This is a genomic window from Oerskovia sp. Root22, assembly GCF_001429135.1.
In the GTDB taxonomy this organism is placed as follows: Bacteria; Actinomycetota; Actinomycetes; order Actinomycetales; family Cellulomonadaceae; genus Oerskovia; species Oerskovia enterophila.
This window is the reverse complement of record NZ_LMIL01000003.1, coordinates 48,956-68,950: the sequence shown is the minus strand read 5'-3', so window position 1 is coordinate 68,950 and position 19,995 is coordinate 48,956. Positions and strand designations below refer to the sequence as shown.

15 protein-coding genes and 1 tRNA gene are annotated in these 19,995 nt (G+C 69.2%); 3 read left to right on the top strand and 13 right to left on the bottom strand.

Translation table 11 applies throughout. The features are described 5' to 3' along the window. The first annotated feature begins 9 nt into the window (after window positions 1-9). On the top strand, window positions 10-657 hold the full coding sequence (locus tag ASE15_RS04230) for an aminodeoxychorismate/anthranilate synthase component II (protein WP_056648073.1): 648 nt from the start codon (window positions 10-12) through the stop codon (window positions 655-657). A gap of 133 nt (window positions 658-790) precedes the next feature. Here the strand turns inward: ASE15_RS04230 and pknB are convergent, their stop codons facing one another. Genes pknB through ASE15_RS04195 form a run of 7 tightly spaced genes read right to left on the bottom strand, consistent with a single transcriptional unit; the run spans window position 791 to window position 10,292 of the window. Next, entirely contained in the window at window positions 791-2,860 is a 2,070-nt protein-coding gene (pknB, locus tag ASE15_RS04225) for a Stk1 family PASTA domain-containing Ser/Thr kinase (protein WP_056761791.1), read from the bottom strand. Beyond that, the gene (locus ASE15_RS04220) at window positions 2,861-4,579 is read right to left on the bottom strand and encodes a serine/threonine-protein kinase (RefSeq protein ID WP_056648067.1); all 1,719 of its coding nucleotides are present in this window, start codon (window positions 4,577-4,579) and stop codon (window positions 2,861-2,863) included. Then, complete coding sequence (locus ASE15_RS04215) at window positions 4,576-6,039, bottom strand: penicillin-binding protein 2 (RefSeq protein ID WP_056761788.1); 1,464 nt, start codon at window positions 6,037-6,039, stop codon at window positions 4,576-4,578. The genes ASE15_RS04220 and ASE15_RS04215 overlap by 4 nt, the downstream gene beginning before the upstream one ends. Continuing rightward, on the bottom strand, window positions 6,036-7,643 hold the full coding sequence (locus ASE15_RS04210) for an FtsW/RodA/SpoVE family cell cycle protein (protein WP_082608658.1): 1,608 nt from the start codon (window positions 7,641-7,643) through the stop codon (window positions 6,036-6,038). The genes ASE15_RS04215 and ASE15_RS04210 overlap by 4 nt, the downstream gene beginning before the upstream one ends. After that, on the bottom strand, window positions 7,643-9,046 hold the full coding sequence (locus ASE15_RS04205; RefSeq protein WP_056761786.1) for a PP2C family serine/threonine-protein phosphatase: 1,404 nt from the start codon (window positions 9,044-9,046) through the stop codon (window positions 7,643-7,645). Before ASE15_RS04205 ends, ASE15_RS04210 begins: the two co-directional genes overlap by 1 nt. A gap of 6 nt (window positions 9,047-9,052) precedes the next feature. Next, window positions 9,053-9,577 carry an FHA domain-containing protein gene (locus tag ASE15_RS04200; protein WP_056648060.1) on the bottom strand — a complete coding sequence of 175 codons (525 nt, stop codon included), beginning with the start codon at window positions 9,575-9,577 and terminating at the stop codon, window positions 9,053-9,055. A gap of 10 nt (window positions 9,578-9,587) precedes the next feature. Beyond that, window positions 9,588-10,292, bottom strand: a complete 705-nt coding sequence (locus ASE15_RS04195) for a DUF3662 and FHA domain-containing protein (protein WP_056648059.1) — start codon at window positions 10,290-10,292, stop codon at window positions 9,588-9,590. A gap of 292 nt (window positions 10,293-10,584) precedes the next feature. Between ASE15_RS04195 and ASE15_RS04190 the strand changes: the two genes are divergently transcribed. Beyond that, window positions 10,585-10,667, top strand: a tRNA-Leu gene (locus ASE15_RS04190). A 222-nt stretch (window positions 10,668-10,889) separates the two neighbouring features. Here the strand turns inward: ASE15_RS04190 and ASE15_RS04185 are convergent. From ASE15_RS04185 to ASE15_RS20750, 3 genes are all read right to left on the bottom strand, one after another. Beyond that, window positions 10,890-12,584, bottom strand: coding sequence for a hypothetical protein (locus ASE15_RS04185; protein ID WP_157277144.1), 1,695 nt, complete (start codon window positions 12,582-12,584; stop codon window positions 10,890-10,892). Beyond that, entirely contained in the window at window positions 12,581-13,555 is a 975-nt protein-coding gene (locus ASE15_RS04175) for a hypothetical protein (protein ID WP_056761777.1), read from the bottom strand. Before ASE15_RS04175 ends, ASE15_RS04185 begins: the two co-directional genes overlap by 4 nt. Before the next feature lie 132 nt (window positions 13,556-13,687). Beyond that, window positions 13,688-13,924, bottom strand: a complete 237-nt coding sequence (locus tag ASE15_RS20750; protein WP_157277143.1) for a mechanosensitive ion channel protein MscS — start codon at window positions 13,922-13,924, stop codon at window positions 13,688-13,690. A gap of 355 nt (window positions 13,925-14,279) precedes the next feature. Here ASE15_RS20750 and ASE15_RS04170 point away from each other — a divergent pair, with 355 nt between their 5' ends. Then, window positions 14,280-15,662 (top strand): hypothetical protein, encoded by a 1,383-nt coding sequence (locus ASE15_RS04170; RefSeq protein ID WP_157277142.1) that lies wholly within the window; start codon window positions 14,280-14,282, stop codon window positions 15,660-15,662. Between the two features lie 182 nt (window positions 15,663-15,844). Here ASE15_RS04170 and ASE15_RS04165 read toward each other — a convergent pair whose 3' ends face one another. From ASE15_RS04165 to ASE15_RS20240, 3 genes are all read right to left on the bottom strand, one after another. Then, entirely contained in the window at window positions 15,845-16,207 is a 363-nt protein-coding gene (locus ASE15_RS04165; RefSeq protein WP_157277141.1) for a hypothetical protein, read from the bottom strand. A 32-nt stretch (window positions 16,208-16,239) separates the two neighbouring features. Further along, window positions 16,240-18,273 carry a hypothetical protein gene (locus tag ASE15_RS04160; RefSeq protein ID WP_157277140.1) on the bottom strand — a complete coding sequence of 678 codons (2,034 nt, stop codon included), beginning with the start codon at window positions 18,271-18,273 and terminating at the stop codon, window positions 16,240-16,242. Between the two features lie 679 nt (window positions 18,274-18,952). Next, a complete protein-coding gene (locus ASE15_RS20240) occupies window positions 18,953-19,978 on the bottom strand; it encodes an ImmA/IrrE family metallo-endopeptidase (protein ID WP_162259119.1) in 1,026 nt (341 codons plus the stop codon). Window positions 19,979-19,995: the final 17 nt, after the last annotated feature.

Sequence of the window (19,995 nt, the reverse complement as noted above, 5' to 3'; positions counted from 1 at the left end):
GGGTAAGGGATGGTCCGCATCCTCGTCGTGGACAACTACGACTCGTTCGTCTACACGATCGTCGGTTACCTGAACCAGCTCGGGGCCAGGACCGTGGTCGTCCGCAACGACGCGGTCCCGGCCGTGGGTGCGGACGGACGGTTCCGGGACGGTGATGGCGTGTTCGACGGCGTCCTCGTCTCCCCCGGCCCCGGCACCCCCGAGGAGGCAGGGCAGAGCGAGGACGTGATCCGCGCGTGCGCGGCGTCCGGGACGCCCATGCTGGGTGTCTGCCTGGGGCACCAGGCCCTCGCCGAGGTCTACGGTGCGACCGTCACGCACGCCCCCGAGCTCATGCACGGCAAGACGAGCCCGGTCGTCCACGAGGACCTCGGCGTCCTCGCCGGCCTCCCCTCGCCCTTCACCGCGACCCGCTACCACTCGCTCGCCGTGGTGCCCCAGACGGTCCCGGCCGAGCTCGTGGTCACGGCGACGACTGAGAACGGTGTGGTGATGGGCCTGCAGCACCGCGAGCTCCCGCTGCACGGCGTGCAGTTCCACCCCGAGTCCGTGCTCACCGAGGGTGGGCACCTGCTGCTCGCGAACTGGCTGACCGTGTGCGGGGCGCTCGACGCGGTCGAGCGCGCCCAGGGGCTCGCGCCCCTCGTGCGCCTCTGAGAGCTTCGCGAGGCTCGACGACCCGCACCCGAAGCACGAGGAGGGCCCGGCACCATCTGGTGCCGGGCCCTCCTGACGTTCGTGGTCGACCTACGCCGTGCCGGTGCGGTCGACCACGACTCGCGTCAGTACGTCACGGGGTGGACGTGGCGTCGTCGTCCCCGCCGCCGCCACCGCCCTTGGGCGGACCGCTCGAGATGACCAGGTCCACCTTGGTCCCCTCGTCGACCTCCGCGTTCGCACCAGGGCTGGTCGAGATGACCCGCCCCTTGGGCATGTCGGCCGACTCCTTCTCGGTGACGTCCCCGAGGTTGAGCTGGACACCGTTGAGGGCTCTCTCGGCCTGGTCCTTCGTCATGCCGACCAGGTCACCGGGCACCGTGGTCTTCTCGGGGCCCGCGGGCACGATCTCCTTGGCCAGCACGATCGTGACCTGCTGCCCCTGCTTGGTCGGTCCGGGCTTGGGCGTCTGGTCGATGACCGTACCCGGGGTCTTGGGGCTCTCCTGCTCCTTGATGACCGGGGTGAGACCCAGCTTGGCGAGCGCACTGGTGGCGTCCGCCTCGGTCATGCCGATCAGGTCCGGCACGCTCACGTTGCCGCTCGAGATGAAGATCTTGACCGTGCCCCCTGCAGCGACGCTCTCGCCGTTGGCGGGGTCCGTCCGGGTCACGAGGCCCTTCTTGATGGTCCCGTTGTCCTCGGCCTCGACCGTCGGGTCGACCACGAGGTTCGCGGCGGTGATCTTGGAGCGCGCCTCCTCCTGGGTGAGTCCCGTGACGTCGGGGACCAGCACGGTGTCCGGCCCTGCGGAGAAGAAGACCTCGACCTCGGTGCCCGTGGCGACCGACGTCCCGCTCTCGGGGCTCGACTTGGTGAAGGTGCCCTCGGGCTCTGTCGACTCGGTGTCGCGCGCGTACAGGTACACCAGGTCGACCGCCTCGAGCGCCTGCTTGGCAGACTCCTGGGTCGTGGAGGCGTCGAACTGAGGAACTTGCACCTCGGTGGGCGCGTCCGGGCGGGAGTTGATCACGATCATGGTGATGATCGCGGCGAGGGCCAGGACACCCACGGCGATGAGGGCCCACATCAGGCCGCGCCGCTTGGCGGGCTCCTCCTCGGGCTCCTCGGCGGACAGCCCGTTGCCGGGCTGGCCCGGAGGGACCGCTGCCGGGGCGGCGCCCGTGGTCTCCCACGGGTTGGGGGGCGTCGCGACGGCCGGGGTCATGACCTGGGTCGCGTTCTCGAGCGGCTGCTGGACCTGGGTCGCGGCGACCGCTGCTCCTGCCACGGCGCCCGCAGCCGCTGCTGCCGCTGCCCCGATGGCCGGGGCCGTGATGTGACCGCCGCGGACGGCGTTCTCGAGGTCGTTGCGGAACTCGGCGGCGCTGCTGTAGCGCGCGGTCCGTTCCTTGGCGAGGGCCTTGAGCGTGATGCGGTCGAGGACCTCCGGCACGTCGGGTGCGAGGTCGCTCGGCTTGGCCGGCGCCTCCCGCACGTGCTGGTAGGCGACGGCGACGGGTGAGTCGCCGATGAACGGCGGACGACCGGTGAGCAGCTCGAAGAGGAGGCAGCCGGTCGAGTAGATGTCGCTGCGTGCGTCGACCGTCTCTCCACGGGCCTGCTCGGGCGAGAGGTACTGGGCGGTGCCGATCACGGCGTGGGTCTGCGTCATGGTCGCGGCGGAGTCCGCGACGGCGCGCGCGATGCCGAAGTCCATGACCTTGACGGCGCCCGTGGGCGTGATCATGACGTTGGCCGGCTTGATGTCGCGGTGGACGATGCCCGCGTGGTGGGAGTACTCGAGGCCCGACAGCACGCCGGCCGTGATCTCGATGGCCTCGTCGATGGGGACGGCCTGTCCGTCACCGAGGATGTCGCGGACCGTGTGGCCCTCGACGTACTCCATGACGATGAACGGCACGTGCGCCGTCCCGCCGCCCGGCTCGGTGTGGGTGTCCTCGCCCGTGTCGTACACGGCGACGATGGCCGGGTGGTTCAGAGCGGCGGCAGCCTGTGCCTCACGACGGAAGCGTGCGAGGAACGACGGATCGCGCGCGAGGTCGGAGCGCAGGATCTTGATCGCCACGGTCCGTCCGAGGCGCGTGTCGTGGCCGATGTGCACCTCGGCCATGCCGCCTCGGCCGATGAGCTCACCGACCTCGTACCGGCCGGCGAGTACCCGGGGAGCGTTGTCCACCACTTAGGAATCCTTCGAGGTTGTCGGAGCCGAGGACGCAGAGGCCTCCGGCACAGTACTGAGCATCATCCCATCGCTGGACGTCGAGTCCTGGGACGAGTACAACGATCTGGTCACGGTCGCAGCAGCCGAGTCGTCCGTGCCGTCCCCGCCACCTCTGACGAGGGTCGCGACGAGGACCACGAGCAGCAGGATCAGCAGGGCCACGAGCGGCCACGACAGGCCCTTGGCGAACCCGCCGATCCGTTGGCCCGTCGTCGTCGAGGTGCGGCCGCCTGCCGGTTCCTGGGAGGCACGCCGTCGTTCGGCGCGCGTCACCCCGCCCGGCTGGGCCCCCGCGAGAGCGGGAGCCGACGCCGCGCCGGTGCGTGACGTCGTCGGGCCGGCGTCCGGGCGCCGCGGACGAGAAGCCGCCGCGCCGTGCATCTCGCGGCGGGGCGGGTACGAGCGCGGGGCGGCAGCGGGCTCCGCTCCGCCCGGCGCGTCCGAGCGCTCCCAGGGGAGCGCCTGGCCAGGGCGGGCCGTGTCCGACGGCGGCGTGACGGACGGGGGAGGAGGCGGCGGCGGGGGGACGGCCTGGCCGTCGTACGGGGCGTCGTCGCGCGCGACCGACGCTGCCGACGCCGCAGAGGGAGCCGACAGTGCCGAGTAGCCCGACGGCGCCGACAGCGCCGAGTGCCCGGAGTGTGCCGACCAGCCGGAGGTGGCCGGTCCTGCGGCGTCGGCCATCGGTGCCGGGCTGACCGTGGGCAGCGGGCGCGAGCGCAGCTCGGCGGGGATCTCGAGGGGCGTGGGCGAGCTGGGTGCCGGCGGTGCGCCGTGCCGTGCGGGCAGGGGGCGGCGCGAACGTCTGCTCCCGGAGGCGGCCCCGGACCGGGCCGTGGCCCCCCACGGGTCGCGCGCGATGGTCTCGGCCAGGTCGTCGAGCGTCTGGGCGAGCGCGGAGGCCGGCATGGGTCGTGCCTTGGGGTCCTTCGCGAGCATCGCGTAGATGAGCGAGGCCAACGACGGGTGCACGTGCGCGGGCAGCGGCGGCACCTTCTCGTTGACGTGCGCGACCGCGATGTCGACCGGGGTCGTGCCCGTGAACGGCCGGTTCCCCACGACGGACTCGTAGGCCACGATCCCCAGCGCGTACACGTCCGACGCCCCGGTCGCGGCCTGGCCGATCGCCTGCTCGGGCGACAGGTACTGGGCCGTGCCCATGACCATGCCTGTCGCCGTCATGGGGATCTGGTTCGCCGCGAGCGACACCCCGAAGTCGGTGATCTTCACGACCCCCCGCGGCTCGAGCAGGATGTTGCCCGGCTTCACGTCGCGGTGGACGACGCCCGCGACGTGCGCGGCGTGCAGGGCGCGCGCCGTCTGCGCGAGGATCGGCAGCAGCTTGGCCGGCATGAGGACGGGCTCGCGCTCGAGCAGGTCCGCCATGGGCTCGCCCATGACGAGCTCCATGACGAGGAAGCCCGAGGCGTTCTGCTCGCCGTAGTCGTACATCTGGGCGATGTTCGGGTGCGACAGGGCCGCGCTGTTGCGCGCCTCGGTGCGCAGCCGCTCGAGGAAGTCCTCGTTGCCCGCGTACTCCTCGCGCAGCACCTTGACGGCGACCTCGCGGCCGAGCGCCTTGTCGTGGGCGACCCACACCTCACCCATGCCGCCGATCGCGATGCGGCGGACCAGGCGGTAGCGGTCGCCGAGCCAGAGCCCCTCGACCGGCCTCACTTGTTCAACACCGCCTCCATGACGGCCTTGGCGATGGGTGCGGCCACGGCGCCGCCCGTGGCCTCGTTGCCGCTGTCCCCACCGTTCTCCACGATGACGGCGACCGCGACCTGAGGGTTGTCGGCGGGGGCGAAGCCCGTGAACCAGGCGTGCGGGGCGGCGCCGCTCTGGTGCTCGGCCGTGCCCGTCTTGCCCGCGACCTGGACGCCGTCGATCTTCGCGGCCTTGCCTGAGCCGCCCTCGACCACGCTGATCATCATCGAGGTGAGCTGCGACGCGACGGTCGGCGAGACGGACGTGCGCAGGAGCGAGGGCTCGTTCTGCTGGACCACGTCGAGGTCCGCGCCGCGCACGGTCGCGACGGTGTAGGGCGTCATCTGCTTGCCGCCGTTGGCGATGGCCGCGGAGACCATGGCCATCTGGAGCGGGGTCACGCGGACGTCGCCCTGGCCGATCGAGGCACGCGCGAGCTGTCCCCCGTCGTCGGTGACCTCCGCGTCGGGGAAGTGGCTGGGCGTGACGGTCATGGGGATGCTGAGCTTCGAGTCGAAACCGAAGTCCTCCGCCTGGTCGCGCATCGCGTCGCCCCCGAGCGTCACGCCCAGGTCCGCGAACGCGGTGTTGCACGAGATGCGCATCGCGTCGGCGAGGGTCTGCTCGCCCGTCGGGGAGCAGCGGGCCCCACCGAAGTTCTTCATGGTCGCGGTCGAGTTCGGGTACTGGTACTCGTCCGGTGCGGGGATCACGGTCTCGGGCGTGTACTGGCCGCTCTCGAGCGCGGCGGCCGCGGTCACGAGCTTGAACGTGGACCCCGGCGGGTAGGTGTTGCCGGAGATCGCGCGGTTCACGAGCGGGTCGTCGTCCGCGTTGATGAGCGAGGTGTAGGCCTCGCGCGCGGCCTTGGTGTCGTGGGTCGCGAGCAGGTTGGGGTCGTACGACGGCTTGGAGACGAGCGCGAGGATCTTGCCCGTCGACGGCTCGATCGCGACGACCGCACCGCGCTGGTCGCCCATGGCGTCGTACGCGGCCTGCTGGGCTGCGGGGTCGATCGTCAGCTCGACCGACGCGCCCTGGGGCTTCTTGCCCGTGATGAGGCCCTGGAGACGGTCGATCCACAGCGTGCTGGCCTGGCCGTTGAGGAACTCGTTCTCGGTGCGCTCGATCTCCTTGGTCCCGTTGACGATCGAGAAGAACCCGGTGACGTGGCCGTACAGGGGCCCGTTCGTGTACGAGCGCTGGTAGCCGTACGGGTCGTCGATGGGGGTCGAGAGGGCCACCGACTCCCCCGCGACGACGATCGGGCCGCGGAAGTTCCCGTACTCCCGGTAGATCTGGCGGACGTTGCGGGGGTCGTCGTTGAGCGAGCCCGCCTGGACGAACTGGATGTAGGTGGTCGAGACCATGAGTGCCAGGAACATGACCAGCACGACGGTCGCCACTCGGCGCAGAGGGACGTTCACGGGGTCTTCCACTCGGTGTCTTCGATGATCTCGGTGGCTCCGGTGCCCGGGCCACCGCCGACCTCGGGCAGGGCGGTGCGGACGACCTGCGTGGGCTGGTCGTCCGGGAGCGCGCCGTGCGCCCCGGGTTCACGCTGCCCGACGGCGGTGCGCCCGTCCGCGAGGTCGGCGGCGCCCTGGGCGCCGGCCTGGACCGTGACGGGCTGGGGGCCCGTGTCGGGGCGCTCGGTCGCGCGCGACGGGGCGACCTGGCCGCGCACGGGCAGGGAGGACGGCCGGCGCGCGTTGTCGGAGATGCGCAGCAGGAGCCCGACCACGAGCCAGTTCGCGAGCAGCGACGACCCGCCCTGCGCGACGAACGGCATGGTCAGACCCGTGAGGGGGATGATCCGGGTGATCCCGCCGATGACGACGAAGAGCTGCCACGCCATGACGAACGCGAGGCCACCCGCGAGGAGCTTGCCGAACCCGTCGCGGACGCCGATCGCGGTGCGCAGACCGCGCTCGACCAGGATGAGGTACATGACCAGGATCGCGAGCAGTCCCGTGAGCCCGAGCTCCTCGCCGAGCGAGGTGTAGATGAAGTCGGAGAACGAGTACGGCACGAGGCGGGGGTAGCCCTCGCCCCAGCCCGTGCCCGTGAGCCCGCCGTTGGCGAGACCGAACATGCCGCCCACGAGCTGGCCAGAGCCGCCCGGGTCGCGACCGTAGATCTCCGGGTCGAGGGGGTGGAGCCAGACGTCGACGCGCGCCTGGACGTGCGGGAACGCCGAGGCCGCGACGACCGCGCCCACGGCGAACATGCTCAGACCGATCGCGACCCAGCTGAACCGCTCGGTCGCGATGTACAGCATGGCCACGAAGAGGCCGAAGAACAGGAGGGAGGTCCCCAGGTCGCGCTCGAAGATGAGCACGGCGAGCGACGCGGCCCAGACGATGACGAGCGGCCCGAGGTCGCGCAGGCGCGGGAGCTGGAGCCCGAGGACCTTGGGACCGGCGAGCGCGAGCGTGTCCCGGTTGGTCACGAGGTAGCCCGCGAAGAAGATCGCGAAGGCGATCTTGGCGAACTCCGCGGGCTGGAGCGACATGCCGGCGATGTTGACCCAGATGCGGGCACCGTTGATGTTGCGCCCGATCACGGGGAGCAGCGGCAGCACGACGAGCACCAGGCCGACGATCATGGCCGTGTACGAGTACTTCCGCAGGGTCCGGTGGTCCTTGAGGAGCCACACGACCACGCACGCCGCGACGACGCCCAGGGCCGTCCACATGAGCTGCTTGGACGCGAGGTCCTGGTCGCGGCCGACGATCTTGCCGCCGATGTCGATGCGGTTGATCATCCCGAGCCCGATCCCGTTGAGGGCGATCGTGACCGGCAGGATGACGGGGTCGGCGTAGGGCGCCTTGAGACGCAGGACCACGTGCCCGACGACGGCGAGCGCGACGAGGCCCGCGCTGTAGACGTAGAAGTTGGTGGGCAGCTCGCCCAGCATCGACAACCCCACGGAGGCGTAGGCGCCGATGCCGAGGGCGAGGGCGAGCACGAGCAGGCCTGCCTCGGCCCGCCGCGAGGGACGTACCTCGTGGGGCTCGACGGTCGCCATCACGGGGCCGCCGGCGGGTCGGTCGTGGTCTCGGTCGTGGTGCCGTCGGCGGGGGCGGCAGGGTCCGTCGCCGGGTCGGTCGGGGGCGTGGTCGCGCCGGTGCCCGCGGGCTCCTGCGTGCCCGCGTCGGTCTCGGCCCGGGCGTCGGCGACGAGGCGCGCCGCGCGGTCCCGGGCGTCGTCGATCGACGTGGCGCTGATGGTCTCGGTGAGCCGGTCGACGACGTAGGGCGGCAGGTCGTCGACCTTGTCCCCCGTGAGCTGGATCGGGGTCGAGAGCGTGAGGGGGCCCGCGCTGGTCGGGATGCCCCGGAAGACCGCGACCTGGCCGTCGGACACGCCCACGTAGTACTGCTGCTGCGTCCACCGGTAGCCGTACAGGCCGACGGCGCCGACCACCGCGATGATCGCGATCGTCACGACGGGCGCGATCCAGCGGCGCGACCGCTTGCCGGGGCGGACGTCGGAGTCGTCGCCCGCAGCATCCGTGCCGTCCTGGGGGGTCTCCGCGGTGTCGGCCGAGGCCTCCGGGGACTCCTCGGCCGAGGCCGTGGCGACGAGCGTGGCCGCGCGGGCGGCGGGGCCGTCCTGCGCCGAGGTCGGGCGGTCGCGGTCGATCGCGGCCGAGCCGACGACGACCGGCACGGTGGACGGGCCCGCGCCGTCGGCCAGGGTGTCCAGGTCGACGACGTCGGCCACGACGACCGTCACGTTGTCGGTGCTGCCGGCCCGGAGCGCGAGCTGGAGGAGGTGGTCGGCGCACTCGTCGGTGTCCGCGACGGTGCTCAGGGTGTGCTCGAGCGTCTCGATGCTCACGAACCCCGACAGCCCGTCGGAGCAGAGCATCCAGCGGTCGCCGGGTCGCGCCTCGCGCACCGACATGTCCGGTGTGAGGTCGACGTCGAAGTCGCCGAGGACCCGCATCACGACGTTGCGCTGCGGGTGGTACTCGGCCTCCTCCGGGGTGATGCGGCCCGTGTCGACGAGGTGCTGGACGAACGTGTGGTCGGTCGTGACCTGGTTCAGGACGCCGTCGCGCAGCAGGTACGCGCGGGAGTCGCCGAGGTGCGCCATCGCGAGGGCGTTGCCGCTGCGCAGGATCGCGGTGACCGTGGTGCCCATGCCGGCGAGCTCGGGGGTCACCTCGCTGCGCTCGACCAGGTCGAGACGCGCACTGTCGATCGACGCCTCGAGGTGGGACAGGGCGTCGTCGGGCCCGTGCGACTCCCCGTCGAGAGGCGCGAGCGCCGCGATGGCGAGCGAGGACGCGACGTCGCCGCCCGCGTGCCCGCCCATGCCGTCCGCGACGACGAGGAGGTGCGGACCCGCGTACCCGGAGTCCTGGTTGTTCGACCGGACGAGGCCGACGTCGGAGACCGCGGCGTACCTGAGTGCGATGTTCATGGCGCGCTACCGCTGCAGCTCGACGATGCTCTGCCCCACCCGCACGCTCACTCCTGGGGCGAGGGGCTGGATCCCGGTGATGCGCTGCTCGTTGATGTAGGTGCCGTTCGTCGAGCCGAGGTCCTCCACGTACCAGGTGCCACCCTGCGGGAAGATCCGGGCGTGCCGGGACGACGAGTAGTCGTCGTCGAGGACAAGGGTGCAGCTCGGGGCGCGGCCCAGCAGGATCGAGGACGCGGAGAGCGGGACCGTGGTCCCGCGCAGCGGACCCGCGGTCACGACGAGCCGGGAGGGCCCGGTCGGGGCCGGGGACGCGGGAGCAGCAGGGGACGGGGCCGAGGGGGCCGACGCCGCCGCACCGCGCCCGGCGGTGGGCGCGGGACGGTGGCCGTCCTCGCGCGTCTTGCCCTTGCGTGCCGTGATCTTGGTGCCGTACAGGTCGCGTCGCAGCACGCCGATCGCGGCGAACACGAACACCCACAGCAGGACCAGGTAGCCCAGCCGCAGCAGGGTGAACGTCAGCTCGGTCATGCGGGGTGGATCACCATTCCTCGTTCTCGGGCGCACCCGTCCAGAACATGATGCGGGTCCGCCCGATGGTCAGGCTGTTCCCGTCGAGCAGGGTAGCGGCCGGGACCTGGTGGCCCTCGACGAAGAGTCCGTTTGTGGAACCGAGGTCCGTCGCGATGACCCCGTCCTGCGTCACCCGGATCTCGAGGTGACGGCGTGAGACCCCGGGGTCGTCGACGACGATGTCCGCCTCGGAGCCGCGGCCGATCACGGTCACGGGACCGGTCAGCAGGTAGCGCTGGCCGTCGATGTCCACCAGGGGGTGGCGTGCGCTCGGGGCCGACGCCGTCGCCGGCGCGACGTTCCCGCGCACGCTCGCGGAGCGCAGCTGGAAGCGGCCCGTGTCGAGCGAGTCGTTCTGCTCGAAGGACACGCTGACCGGGCCGACGAACGCGTAGTGCTGCGACGCCGCGTGCTCGGTGACATTGGCTGCGAGCTCGTCGGCGAGCGACTCGGCCCCCCAGCCGTCGACCTGCGCGTAGTCGTCCGGTGACAGCTCGATGGTGAACTGGTTGGGCACCACGGTCCGGTCGCGGTCCACGACCGCAGCCCGGTCGTCGACCTCACGACGCAGAGCGCTCGCGAGCTCGACAGGCTTGACCTCGCTGCGTCCGACCTTGAAGGCGTTGTTGACGACGCGTTCGACGCCCTTCTCGAAACGATCCAGGACTCCCATGCCACCTCCTCCCTCATCGACGTTCCCACGACCGGGGTACACGGTCCCCGGGCAGACTACCTAGATCGTAACGACCCGGGGCCTCGACGGGCCGGGAATCTCCCGGAATCGAGGGGGAGATCGCGGGGAGATCGGGTGACTCGGGCGTGAGGCGCTCTGCGGAGCGGCTACTGTTCTCTCTGGTGCACCACCGGGCTCTGGCCCGGTCGGGGCGCAGGTGGAAGAGCGCACGAGGACGGCCGTCCGACCGATGCACGGTTGGGTCCGCTCTCGTGATAATCTTCTGCGGCACGCGCGAGTGGCGGAATGGCAGACGCGCTAGCTTCAGGTGCTAGTGTCCGAAAGGGCGTGGGGGTTCAAGTCCCCCCTCGCGCACGTGAAGACGGTTTCGTACTAGGAACCGTCGGCAGTTCGTTAATGGTCTCGGCCGGGTTCTCCCGGCCGGGACCATTGTCGTTGGGGCTGCTTCAGCGCTGAGACGCGCTGTCGCCGCGGGCTCGGAGCCACGCTGGAGGTCTGAGAGCCTCTGTTCTTGCTCGCGCTTGGAGGTTCTGGGCGCGCTCGGCGTACTGGTGGCGTGCTGTGGTCGTCAGGTGCTCACGAGGTCGCGTGCCGGAAGTTCTTGCCTGGTGGAGCGCGGTGCTTGTTCGTGCGAGACCGGGTGCCGCGGCCGACCGGCCTGTCGTCGGGCTTCTCTCCGAGCTCGATCTGCCAGGGTTCAGGCAGTGCGCGGGCGCTGAACCACTTGTGAATCTGGATCGCGTTGTGCCCGGCGATGGCGAACGCGAGGAGCAGGGTCGTCGCCTGACGCCCGAGGACCTGGATGAAGCCGTGGTTGATGTCGGCATCGAGGAAGCGGAGCTGGGCGTTGAGGCCTTCGACAAGCGTGCGCCGGTTGTAGGAGAGCGCCCAGGCCGTTGACTGCCAGGGAAGTCGTTGTCGGTCACGTTCATGGTCGGTGTCGGCGACGGTGATCGTCGCTGCGCATCCGCACGGTTGGCCGGGGACGCATCGCGTTGTCGGGATCTCCGGACCTCGACGCATCGAGGCCGGGCTGTTCGGGCAGCGCACGTGCCCCGCCACAGCAGGGCCTTTGAGGCGCTGTGTTCCGCGGTTCGCATCGTGTCGGCTGTGGGCGATGAAGCGGTATGGCTCGCGGGCGTCGAAGTCTTCGCGGATTCGCGCCTTGTCTCCGGCGCGCGCGTATGGCGCGGGAGGCCTGATGTCACGCAGAGCGTCAGGGATCGCGTCGGAGTAGAGGTGCCCATCGAGCCAGATCGTCCCGGGCGCGGGTCCTGGGCGGACGCCGCGTTGGCTGGTGTGCAGGTCCATGGTGACATCGATGCCGAGCTGACGAAGCGGCCGGGCGAAGTTCTCAGGTTTCGCGGTGGTGTAGCCGCGGTCGAACAGTGCTTCGTCGATCTCGCAGAAGCTCTGGATGGCCCGCGTGAGGGCGAGAGCGGCCGGGCCGCGGTCGGTCACACCCGGGCGGAGCACCATCCCGGCGCAGAGAGTGGGGATCGGGGCCTGCCCTGGTCGGGGGTTGTGAGCCGCGAGGTGCAGCTCGTATCCGACGTAGTGCTCGGTCGGGCGGCGGCTGGTAGGAGTGCGTTTGCCCCAGCCGGCGTCAGGGTCGGCGCAGACCTGCCCTTCGGGGCCGCGGTACCCGTGCGAGTACGAGGTGGCGAACGACTCGAAGTCGGTACCGTCGATCGCGATGCCGCGGGTGCGCCGAAGAGTCCTGGGCAGGCTGGCCTGGACTATTGCGGTCGCGATCTCGTCCGGTGTCATGTCGACAGCGGGGCAGCCCGGCGGACAGGGGTCGACTTCGCCGGTGTCACCGTTGACCCGCATGGCGTGGTCGTGGCTGACGTGGATTCCCTGACGTGTGGCCTCCACCAAGGCGGTGAACGTGTCGCGTATCCGCTTGTACAGGCGACCTCGCTCCTCAGGGCTGCAGAACCACCACTCGGGGATGCCCAACTGGCGCCGGGCCTTCGGCGAGAGGGCAACGACAGTCCGCTCGATCGCACGAAGCGTCATCTTCTCGGTGTCGGTCATCGCATGCAGGAACAGGATCCGTGTCAGGCACTCGATGCTCACTTTGCGCGGGCGCCCGTACTTCTTCGTGCTGGCCGAGACGATCGCTTTGAGCTGGGGGTTTGCCGCCATCGCAATCGCGCGTGCGACGCGGTGGGCCTCGGTGAGCGGATCGGGGCGATACACGATGACGCTCTGCCCCGACGCAGTCAGGGGCGGGCGGGACGTCGTCGTGACCGCTGGTGCGCTCATCGGCGGGTGAGCTCGTCGAATAGGTCCGCTTCGTCGATCGGTGGCAGGTAGGCCATGAGGTGACCGAACGTCTTCCAGGACGTGACGCCGGCCATCTGGGCCAGGCCGTTGAGGTGGACGCGGTTGTCCAGGTGCCGTAACAGCCAGGTGGCTCGAAGGCGGTGTGCCTTGAGATCAGGGCAGTCCCGGGGGCGCTCGATGTCCTCGAGGAGGTGGCCCAGCGGGGCGCGGTCCCACTCCTTGGCAGTGAACCCGAGAATCGGCGTTGCAGGATCGGCGAAGCAGATCTCCGCAAGGGTGATGTCGTGGGGCGGACTGATCGGAACGAGACGAGCGCGCTCACCAGAGATGTTCAAGCAGAGGCGCCCGTGTCGTTCGACGAGGTCGTCGGTCGTGGCTGACCGTGCTTCACGCGGGTATACGCCTGCTCCAAGCCCGAGGGCAAGGAGCGCGGTAAGGCGACGCCGTTGCAGGGCGGTGCGCTGGTGCGCTGCGACCTCCAGCAGACGGGCGACTTCCGCTGGTGTGTAGGGGACGATCGCGTAGTCCCCGCGCAGGCGCTGAGCTCGTGGGGGCCACGGCGCCTTGCGCGTCACGGCCGCGGAGAAGCGGCGAAGGTCCGAGCGCCGGGTGGCGCGTGATGACTCGGCAAGGTGTCCGCACGCGACGGTGATGTAGCGCTCGACCATGTCCGGGGTGAAGATCGCCTCCCGGTCCAGCGGCATACCCTGGCGATGTGCCCAGACGACGAACTGCGACAGGGTGCGCATGGTTTCGGTCGCCCGACGCCGGTCGACGGGTTCCAGGTCGAGCCCGACCTGACGGGTGAACTGGGCAACCGGTTGCCAGTGCTCGGGGCGGATCGCGTTCGGTCGGTAGCCGCGCACGACGTTGGTAGCGTGGGCGAGTTCTTCGGCGTGGCGGTTGACGGACTCAGTTCCAGAAGAGCACTCTGAAGGTGCTGTAGACATGGGAGTACCCCCAATAGGACTTGCGGGTGTTTCTGGCAGCGGAGGTGAAGTCCGCTGTAGCGAGGCGATTGGGTTCAGGAGTTCCCGCTCCTGGACCCGTTTTCGCGCGTTCGGCGCCCTGCGCCGATCCCGTCAGTCCATGGCGGCCCCGTTGCCGTCGTCGAGGGCGCGGGAGAGGACGTTGGCGAGCACCACGGTCACGGGAAGCCCGGACTCGTGGGCAGTGTCGTACAGGCGCTGGGCGATGGTGGCGGGGATGCGGGCGTCGAAACGCACCAGTTCATCCGGCTTGTAGGCGCGCTCGCGGGACGCTGGTCTACCGGTACGTGCGGATCGGATGACGATCCGGCCCTCATGACGCTCGTCCACCTGCTCCACCTCCCGATCGAGACCGCACACATTCGACGAAACGCGGGTCCGTAGACCCGATCACGTCGGATGGTCAGTCCGATCAGAGAATTGGTGGTTCTCAAGCGCCACGCGGCAGATCGCCCAGACGGTGTGGCAGGTCCCCGCACTAGGTACGGGCAACTGTTTCCAAGGTAGCGAAGAGCGACATGCAGCCGGTGATAGACACGCGGCGTGGCGAACGGCGAGCTGCCCGTCCGGACAGACCACCAGCTCGCCGTGAGCACAACGCCCACCTCAGGCTGCGCGGCTGCCGCCGCGGTGATCTCCGAGAACGCAACCCTCAGGTCGGTGCCGCGCTCCGTTTCGACCCGTCATGTTGACTGAACTGGGAGTTACCTGGGTACCGGGGAGGAGGCTTGATGGATCTGAAGCCCTCTACGCTCTTGCTGTGTACAACGAGCCACGGCCACGCATCCTGTTCCAGTCGGTGCCTGAGGGCCTCGCCAGCGCCTTCGATGATCTGCCCGGAACCCACACGTTCATCGATGGGGGCTCGGAGGTTCATGCGTCAGACCACGACCTCCTTGTCACCTTTGAGAGCCGCCCGGAGCCTGATCCGTCGTGGCACGTGCTCGGGTTCGGACTTGGAAGAATCGGGATCAAAGGTGGCTATCTCGAGCGGCGCTCCCCCGACAACTTTGCCCGCGCCGCCTACGTCGCGGACAATGCCGTCGCGAACGACCTCCGTCAGCTAGTCCAGCAGACGATTCTCGAGGGCCTCCCGGAGGGGCCCCGTGCAACTTGGGCAGCCATGGCGTGGTCCGAATTTACCGCTGGCGCGTACCAGGTTTCGGTAGACGGGGACTTGGGCGGGAGGGCTATGCCTCTGGTGCATCTCGGCCAGGAAAAGGCGGTCTATGCGCACGTCACCGAGAGTCCCAGTGGTCAGCTCGCGTGGGCGCTACCACCCGAGACCACTGGCAATCGCGACTGGCTGCTTCACGTCCTGCAGGTGTTGCACAAGACGGACCCATCACGCTTTCCCGGCGAACCCGATTGGCAGGCAGGCGCGATGTGGGCGACGCCCGACCTTGCGCGTGCACACGAGGTGAAGCAGGACCGGATCGCCGAGCGGGACCGCATGGTCGCAACGGCCGACCAGAAGATCGCGCTCGCTGAGGAAGAGATCCAGACCAGCCGCGCTGCAGCGTCTTCCGGTGTGTGGAGGATGCTCACGGAAGACGGTGATGAGCTCGTGCACGCAGTTCAAGACGCGCTGACCACGCTTGGGTTCGACGTCGAGGAACTAGACGAGGAGCATCACACGAAACACGGCCGCCGCCTCGAGGATTTGCGCGCCACCGACCCCGCCGTCACCGACTGGGAGTCTCTGGTTGAAGTCAAGGGCTACGCGAAGGGTGCGAAGGCAAACGACGTCCATCAAGTTACCCAGGCTCCAACGACGTATTTTGCAATCGAGCACGGACGCCCGCCGCGCACGGTCTGGCATGTCGTGAACGTTCAGCGAGGCGTCGATCCCTCCAACCGTGCGACCGCGCTGCCGTCTGATGCTGACCTTCAGGCACTAACCGACGCGCCCGGGGCACTGATCGACACCCGTGACCTCTTCCGGGCTTGGCATGACGTGATGACAACGACCGCAAGGGCTGAGGACGTGCGCGAGTCATTGCGCAACGCGCGTACACGATGGACGTGGCCATCTGCCAGCGGCGAGGCATCCCCTAGGGTTCAGTGAACGAAGCCTTCCCATGTCGGCTCGAACTGGCACCCGCCCTCGCGCACACCCGGCTCCGGGATCCGCTCAACGGCGCGAACTAGGGCTGCCGCGTACGGCATCACCACGACGGACTCCTCCTCCTGGCTCTCGGTCAATACAGTTAGGACGTGGGTGCGAACCGCGTTCGGACCCCACGTGGTTCAGTAAGCTGCGGGTGTCTTGCGTGAGCGCCGCCGGCTCAGCGGAACCATCCACAGGTGAGCGGACCGTTCAAGGGAGTCGACCTGAGGTCCGGTCAGCCCCTCGATGCTCACGCTCACCACCCACGTCCACTCGTGGCCGTTGCCGGACCTGACGTGTTCGGCGATGCGACGGGCGAGGGGCCGGCTCGTCTGACCAACGTAGTCCGGGATGCCCTGGGCGGTGATGGCGCAGTACACCCGGGTGCCCACCAGGCCCGTCGCGACTGCGGTAATGAGGTCGGCTACCGGGTAGGCGGTCATTGCGCCGGCGTCGTCCAGGCCGCGCGCGAGGAGCCACGACTTCCAGTCACGCGCGGCCACGTCCAGGGCAGACGCTTGAGTGGGCGCCGTCATCAGGGAGCGCCCGTCGGACGGAAGGCATACATGCCCGCCTGCGCGGCGACGAGGTTGTCGAACGTCTCCTGCCACGGGACGAGACCGGTGATGTCCTGGCCGATCATCTGTGCGCGGCCGCGGAGGCCGCTGATGGTGTTGACGAGGATCTTGAGGCTCTCGGCGTCGGCCGCGAGCTGCTTCAGGTGGCTCTCCATCCGGGTGCGGGCGTGCTCGATCGGGTCGTCCTCGGGGTTGTCGGGCTCGTCGTCGGGGAGGTAGAGACCTTCGAGTGCGAGGTCGACGAGCTGCTGGGTCTGGATGCCCCCGACTCCGGCGCCGCGGACCTGACCGTTGGAATCCAGCGAGGCGAATCCGGCAGCGTCCATGTCCACGCTCGGCAAGGGGTCGCTGCCCGGCTCGTAGGCGGCGTGGAACCAATCCGCGGCGAGCGCGAGCTGGGCCAGGCCCTTGGGGGTGGCGACCAGGCCGCGGAACAGCTCGGCGAACGGGATACGGCGGACACGCTTGATCGCGCCGCCGGATCCACCCAACAGAGAGGTGCTCACCTTGCCGTTGGCGACGAGGGCGATCGCACCCACGAGCCGGAGCTCGCGCACCGCGTCGGTGTCGCCGTCCACCGCGAGCGGGACGAGGTCAAGGTAGGACTTCGGCGAGCGCAAGGTGAAGTGCTGGAAATCCGGGAAATCCGGGTCCAGGACGCCCTTGTAGGTCCAAGCGGAGCCGAGCGGCTTCACCCCGGCCCAAGGGCGAGAGATGACCGCCGCGAGCAGGTCCACGGCGTGGTTGAGCCGCACGGCTCCGTAGGCGCCCTGTCGGCGGATCTGCGCCTTGAAACGCGAGTACTTGTCGTGCAGGAGGAGCTTGGCGATACGTGCCGCGCGGTCGAGAGGGTGCAGGGAGTCATCCACCTCGAGGAGCAGGTCGAGCTCGTCGTCGGTGAGGTCACCCTGACGGTGCATGGCGTACAGGATGTCGAGGATCAACTTGAAGTTCTGGTCGTCGTCGTGCCACTTCTCCTGGCCGGTGTGGATGTCGGCGACCATCCGGTCGATCGCGCCGATCATCTCGCCGTTCACCTCGGTGGGCAGGTACAGGCGCGTCGGGACGACGATCATCTGGTTGAGGTGGATTGCACGCTGGCCGTAGGTCGGGCCGAGGTCGCCGCGCGCGGGGAGGGTGCCAGCTTCGTACTCGCGCAGCCAGGAGGTGCGCAGCGCGTGCTGCGCGTTCTGGTACGCGTCCGAGTTGTCGGTCTTGGTCACGCGGCCTGCCGGCAGGACCGCGTCGACGATGCGCTCGCCGACCTGCTTGGCGCTGAGGTTTTCACGGTCGGCGATGCCGAGGCCGAGCATCATGCACGCCGTCCACCGGGTGATGCCGTCCCTGATCAGAACGACCCACTGATCGGGTGTCCCGTCCCGGAAGGTCAGGATCGCGACGTGGGTCGCGAGCTCCTGTCGCACACCGGTCGCGAGGATCTCCGCGGGTCGCCCTCGCTCGCGCAGGTCGTGGACGGTGCGGGTGATATCTCCAGCGGTCGTCCTGCGGTGAGCGGCCGGGGAGTCGAACGCGTAGCACGGCACGCCGTCGCGGATCGTGGGCGCGGGCCACAGCGGGTCGCCCGCTCGGGTGGCGGACATGCCGCGCGGCTGTGGCCCCGGCAGGAGCATTGGCGTCGACGCCTCGTAGTGCGCGGCGAGAAGGTCCCCCTCGGGCGTAGCAACGCGGAAGGCGCCGGTGATCTGCGCCGCGGCCATCTCGGGGTCGTCGGTGGTGCGAGCAATGGCACGCCCGGCCTCCGCGGGGGCGTCGAACGCGACGTCGGCCGTCGCCGCTGACAGCGCCTTGGTAATGAGCTGGCCGGGACGGGAGCGAACCTTCCCGATAGTCGGCCTGGGCCGCAGCCGAGCGGTGATCTTCAACGACGCGAGCTCGGCGATGAGCTCGCCTACGGTCAGCGCTGGGCGTTCCGCGTCGACTGGCTCGTCGTCAATCTCGCCGGCGATCGTGAAAGAAGTGTTGGTCGTCATGGGTGTGAAGCCCTTCGGGGTCACGAAGTGGGCTCTGCATGACAGAGGCCCCTCCAGAGGAAGGGCCGTAGTGGACTCGCCTGACGGCGGGAAGCTCCTGTGTCGCTCCATCGGGGTGCGACGCGTCTACGGCTTCGAGCGCGCTTCACTACGATCCCCACCCCTCGCCCAAGGCCGTTCACCCGAGGGTGGAAGACCGAGAACGCTGGAGCCCAAGAGGTTCATGCGGCGCTAGGCCGCAACCAGAGGTCCGAACGATCAGCGCCTCGATCATAGCGATCAGTCCGGTTCCTGGGAAGACCCGGACGGATGCGTCGCCGAGATGCCTGGGTGCACGAGCGGCCCGCCTGGCTGTACTGACCACGAAGGTTGTTGACGTAGCGAGAGACCTCCGGGTCGAGTAGGAACTGCTCAATGAACCCGTCTCGACCAACGGAGGTCGGCCGGCGGCTCACGTGGCCGCCGAGATGGGTGTCTCACACACGTCACCTGAACCGGACTTTATTCGGCGCCAGGACTGCGCAGGCTGGCGGCCCAACCCCCAGGGTGCAGGTGGACGGTTGGACACGATCACATAGCGAATGTCGCGTGGACCCGTTCCACACTCGTGGGCTGGCGGGTCGGGGTGTTTCTGCGGTGCGACTGGTACACCGTTGATGTCTAGTGGCGCGAGTCGGACCTACCAACACTCGTGCCTTTCTGGGTGGGCGAGCTCTGCGGCGCTGTACGCCATGTGACAACTTGGGCATGGTTGCTCGGAGTTGTTCACGCAGGCACACGAACCACAGTGTGGGCATCGAATGGTGTCGCACTTGGGGCAACAGCTCATCGAAGAGTCGGGAGCGAAGGCTTCACCGCAGGCGGCACTGGGGCACTCCATCGTCCGGTCGACCCACGATGGAGGGGCAAAGCGAAAAGCGAGTCTTATGACAACGAACGCCCATTCGCCCGCCTCGTCGAAGGCCAGATCGGCAACTAGATCGTCTTGCACATTCCCGGAGGCCGCAATCAGCCCTGGCACAAGACGCCCGGAAGCGTGACCTGACCCCCGCAGGGCGTCGGCTATGAGGGTTAGAAACCCGGGCTGCACCGCGCCGCTGCGCGGAGCCCACAAGCGGCCGACCGAACGAGCGAAACGGACTTCCCCGTACCGGTCGCATACCACGACGATCACGTCGTCTGAAGGCGACGCATCCCGCAGCGCGTGGTGCGCTAGGGCCGAACGGGAGGCCGTCGAGAAGCGTTGGTGCGAGGCAAGGAGGTCCCGGGCGGTGACGTCGGAGGCCTTGAGTTCGGTTGCGGTCGATGGAATCAAGATCTCTGCTGCGAACGCGTCGGCGACACGCTCGTTGAGTTGCTCGCCTATCGCCGCAGGGAGCATGCACCAGACGTCAGCCCACAGCTGGTTGAGGCGTTGAACGTGGTGCCCGAGTTCGTGGAGCACGGTGAATCGATCTCGTGTGGCGGTCCGCGACGGATGCAGCACGATTGCTCGTTCTCTATGGTCGTAGTAGCCCGCGACCGGACAACTTTCGTCAGGTAAGACCTCCAACCGGATCTGGACCTCGCCACGTGACGAGATCTCCTCTTCTGGCGTGAGGCGGAGAACTTCGATGTCGTGGACCCCGCGAGCGCGCTCGGCCTCGACAAGAGCGACGCCGATCGCGCGGTAGTCATGTAGTTCTGCAAGGGTTTGGAAGTTCACCTCGCCCATCGTCGCCG

What these genes read in the sequence shown, in the direction of transcription:
- ASE15_RS04205 (WP_056761786.1), bottom strand. Translation starts at nt 9,046, where the DNA reads ATGAACATCGCACTCAGGTACGCCGCGGTCTCCGACGTCGGCCTCGTC.
- ASE15_RS04210 (WP_082608658.1), bottom strand. Translation starts at nt 7,643, where the DNA reads ATGGCGACCGTCGAGCCCCACGAGGTACGTCCCTCGCGGCGGGCCGAG.
- ASE15_RS04200 (WP_056648060.1), bottom strand. Translation starts at nt 9,577, where the DNA reads ATGACCGAGCTGACGTTCACCCTGCTGCGGCTGGGCTACCTGGTCCTG.
- ASE15_RS04160 (WP_157277140.1), bottom strand. Translation starts at nt 18,273, where the DNA reads ATGACGACCAACACTTCTTTCACGATCGCCGGCGAGATTGACGACGAG.
- ASE15_RS04185 (WP_157277144.1), bottom strand. Translation starts at nt 12,584, where the DNA reads ATGAGCGCACCAGCGGTCACGACGACGTCCCGCCCGCCCCTGACTGCG.
- ASE15_RS04175 (WP_056761777.1), bottom strand. Translation starts at nt 13,555, where the DNA reads ATGTCTACAGCACCTTCAGAGTGCTCTTCTGGAACTGAGTCCGTCAAC.
- ASE15_RS04230 (WP_056648073.1), top strand. Translation starts at nt 10, where the DNA reads ATGGTCCGCATCCTCGTCGTGGACAACTACGACTCGTTCGTCTACACG.
- ASE15_RS04195 (WP_056648059.1), bottom strand. Translation starts at nt 10,292, where the DNA reads ATGGGAGTCCTGGATCGTTTCGAGAAGGGCGTCGAACGCGTCGTCAAC.
- ASE15_RS04170 (WP_157277142.1), top strand. Translation starts at nt 14,280, where the DNA reads ATGTTGACTGAACTGGGAGTTACCTGGGTACCGGGGAGGAGGCTTGAT.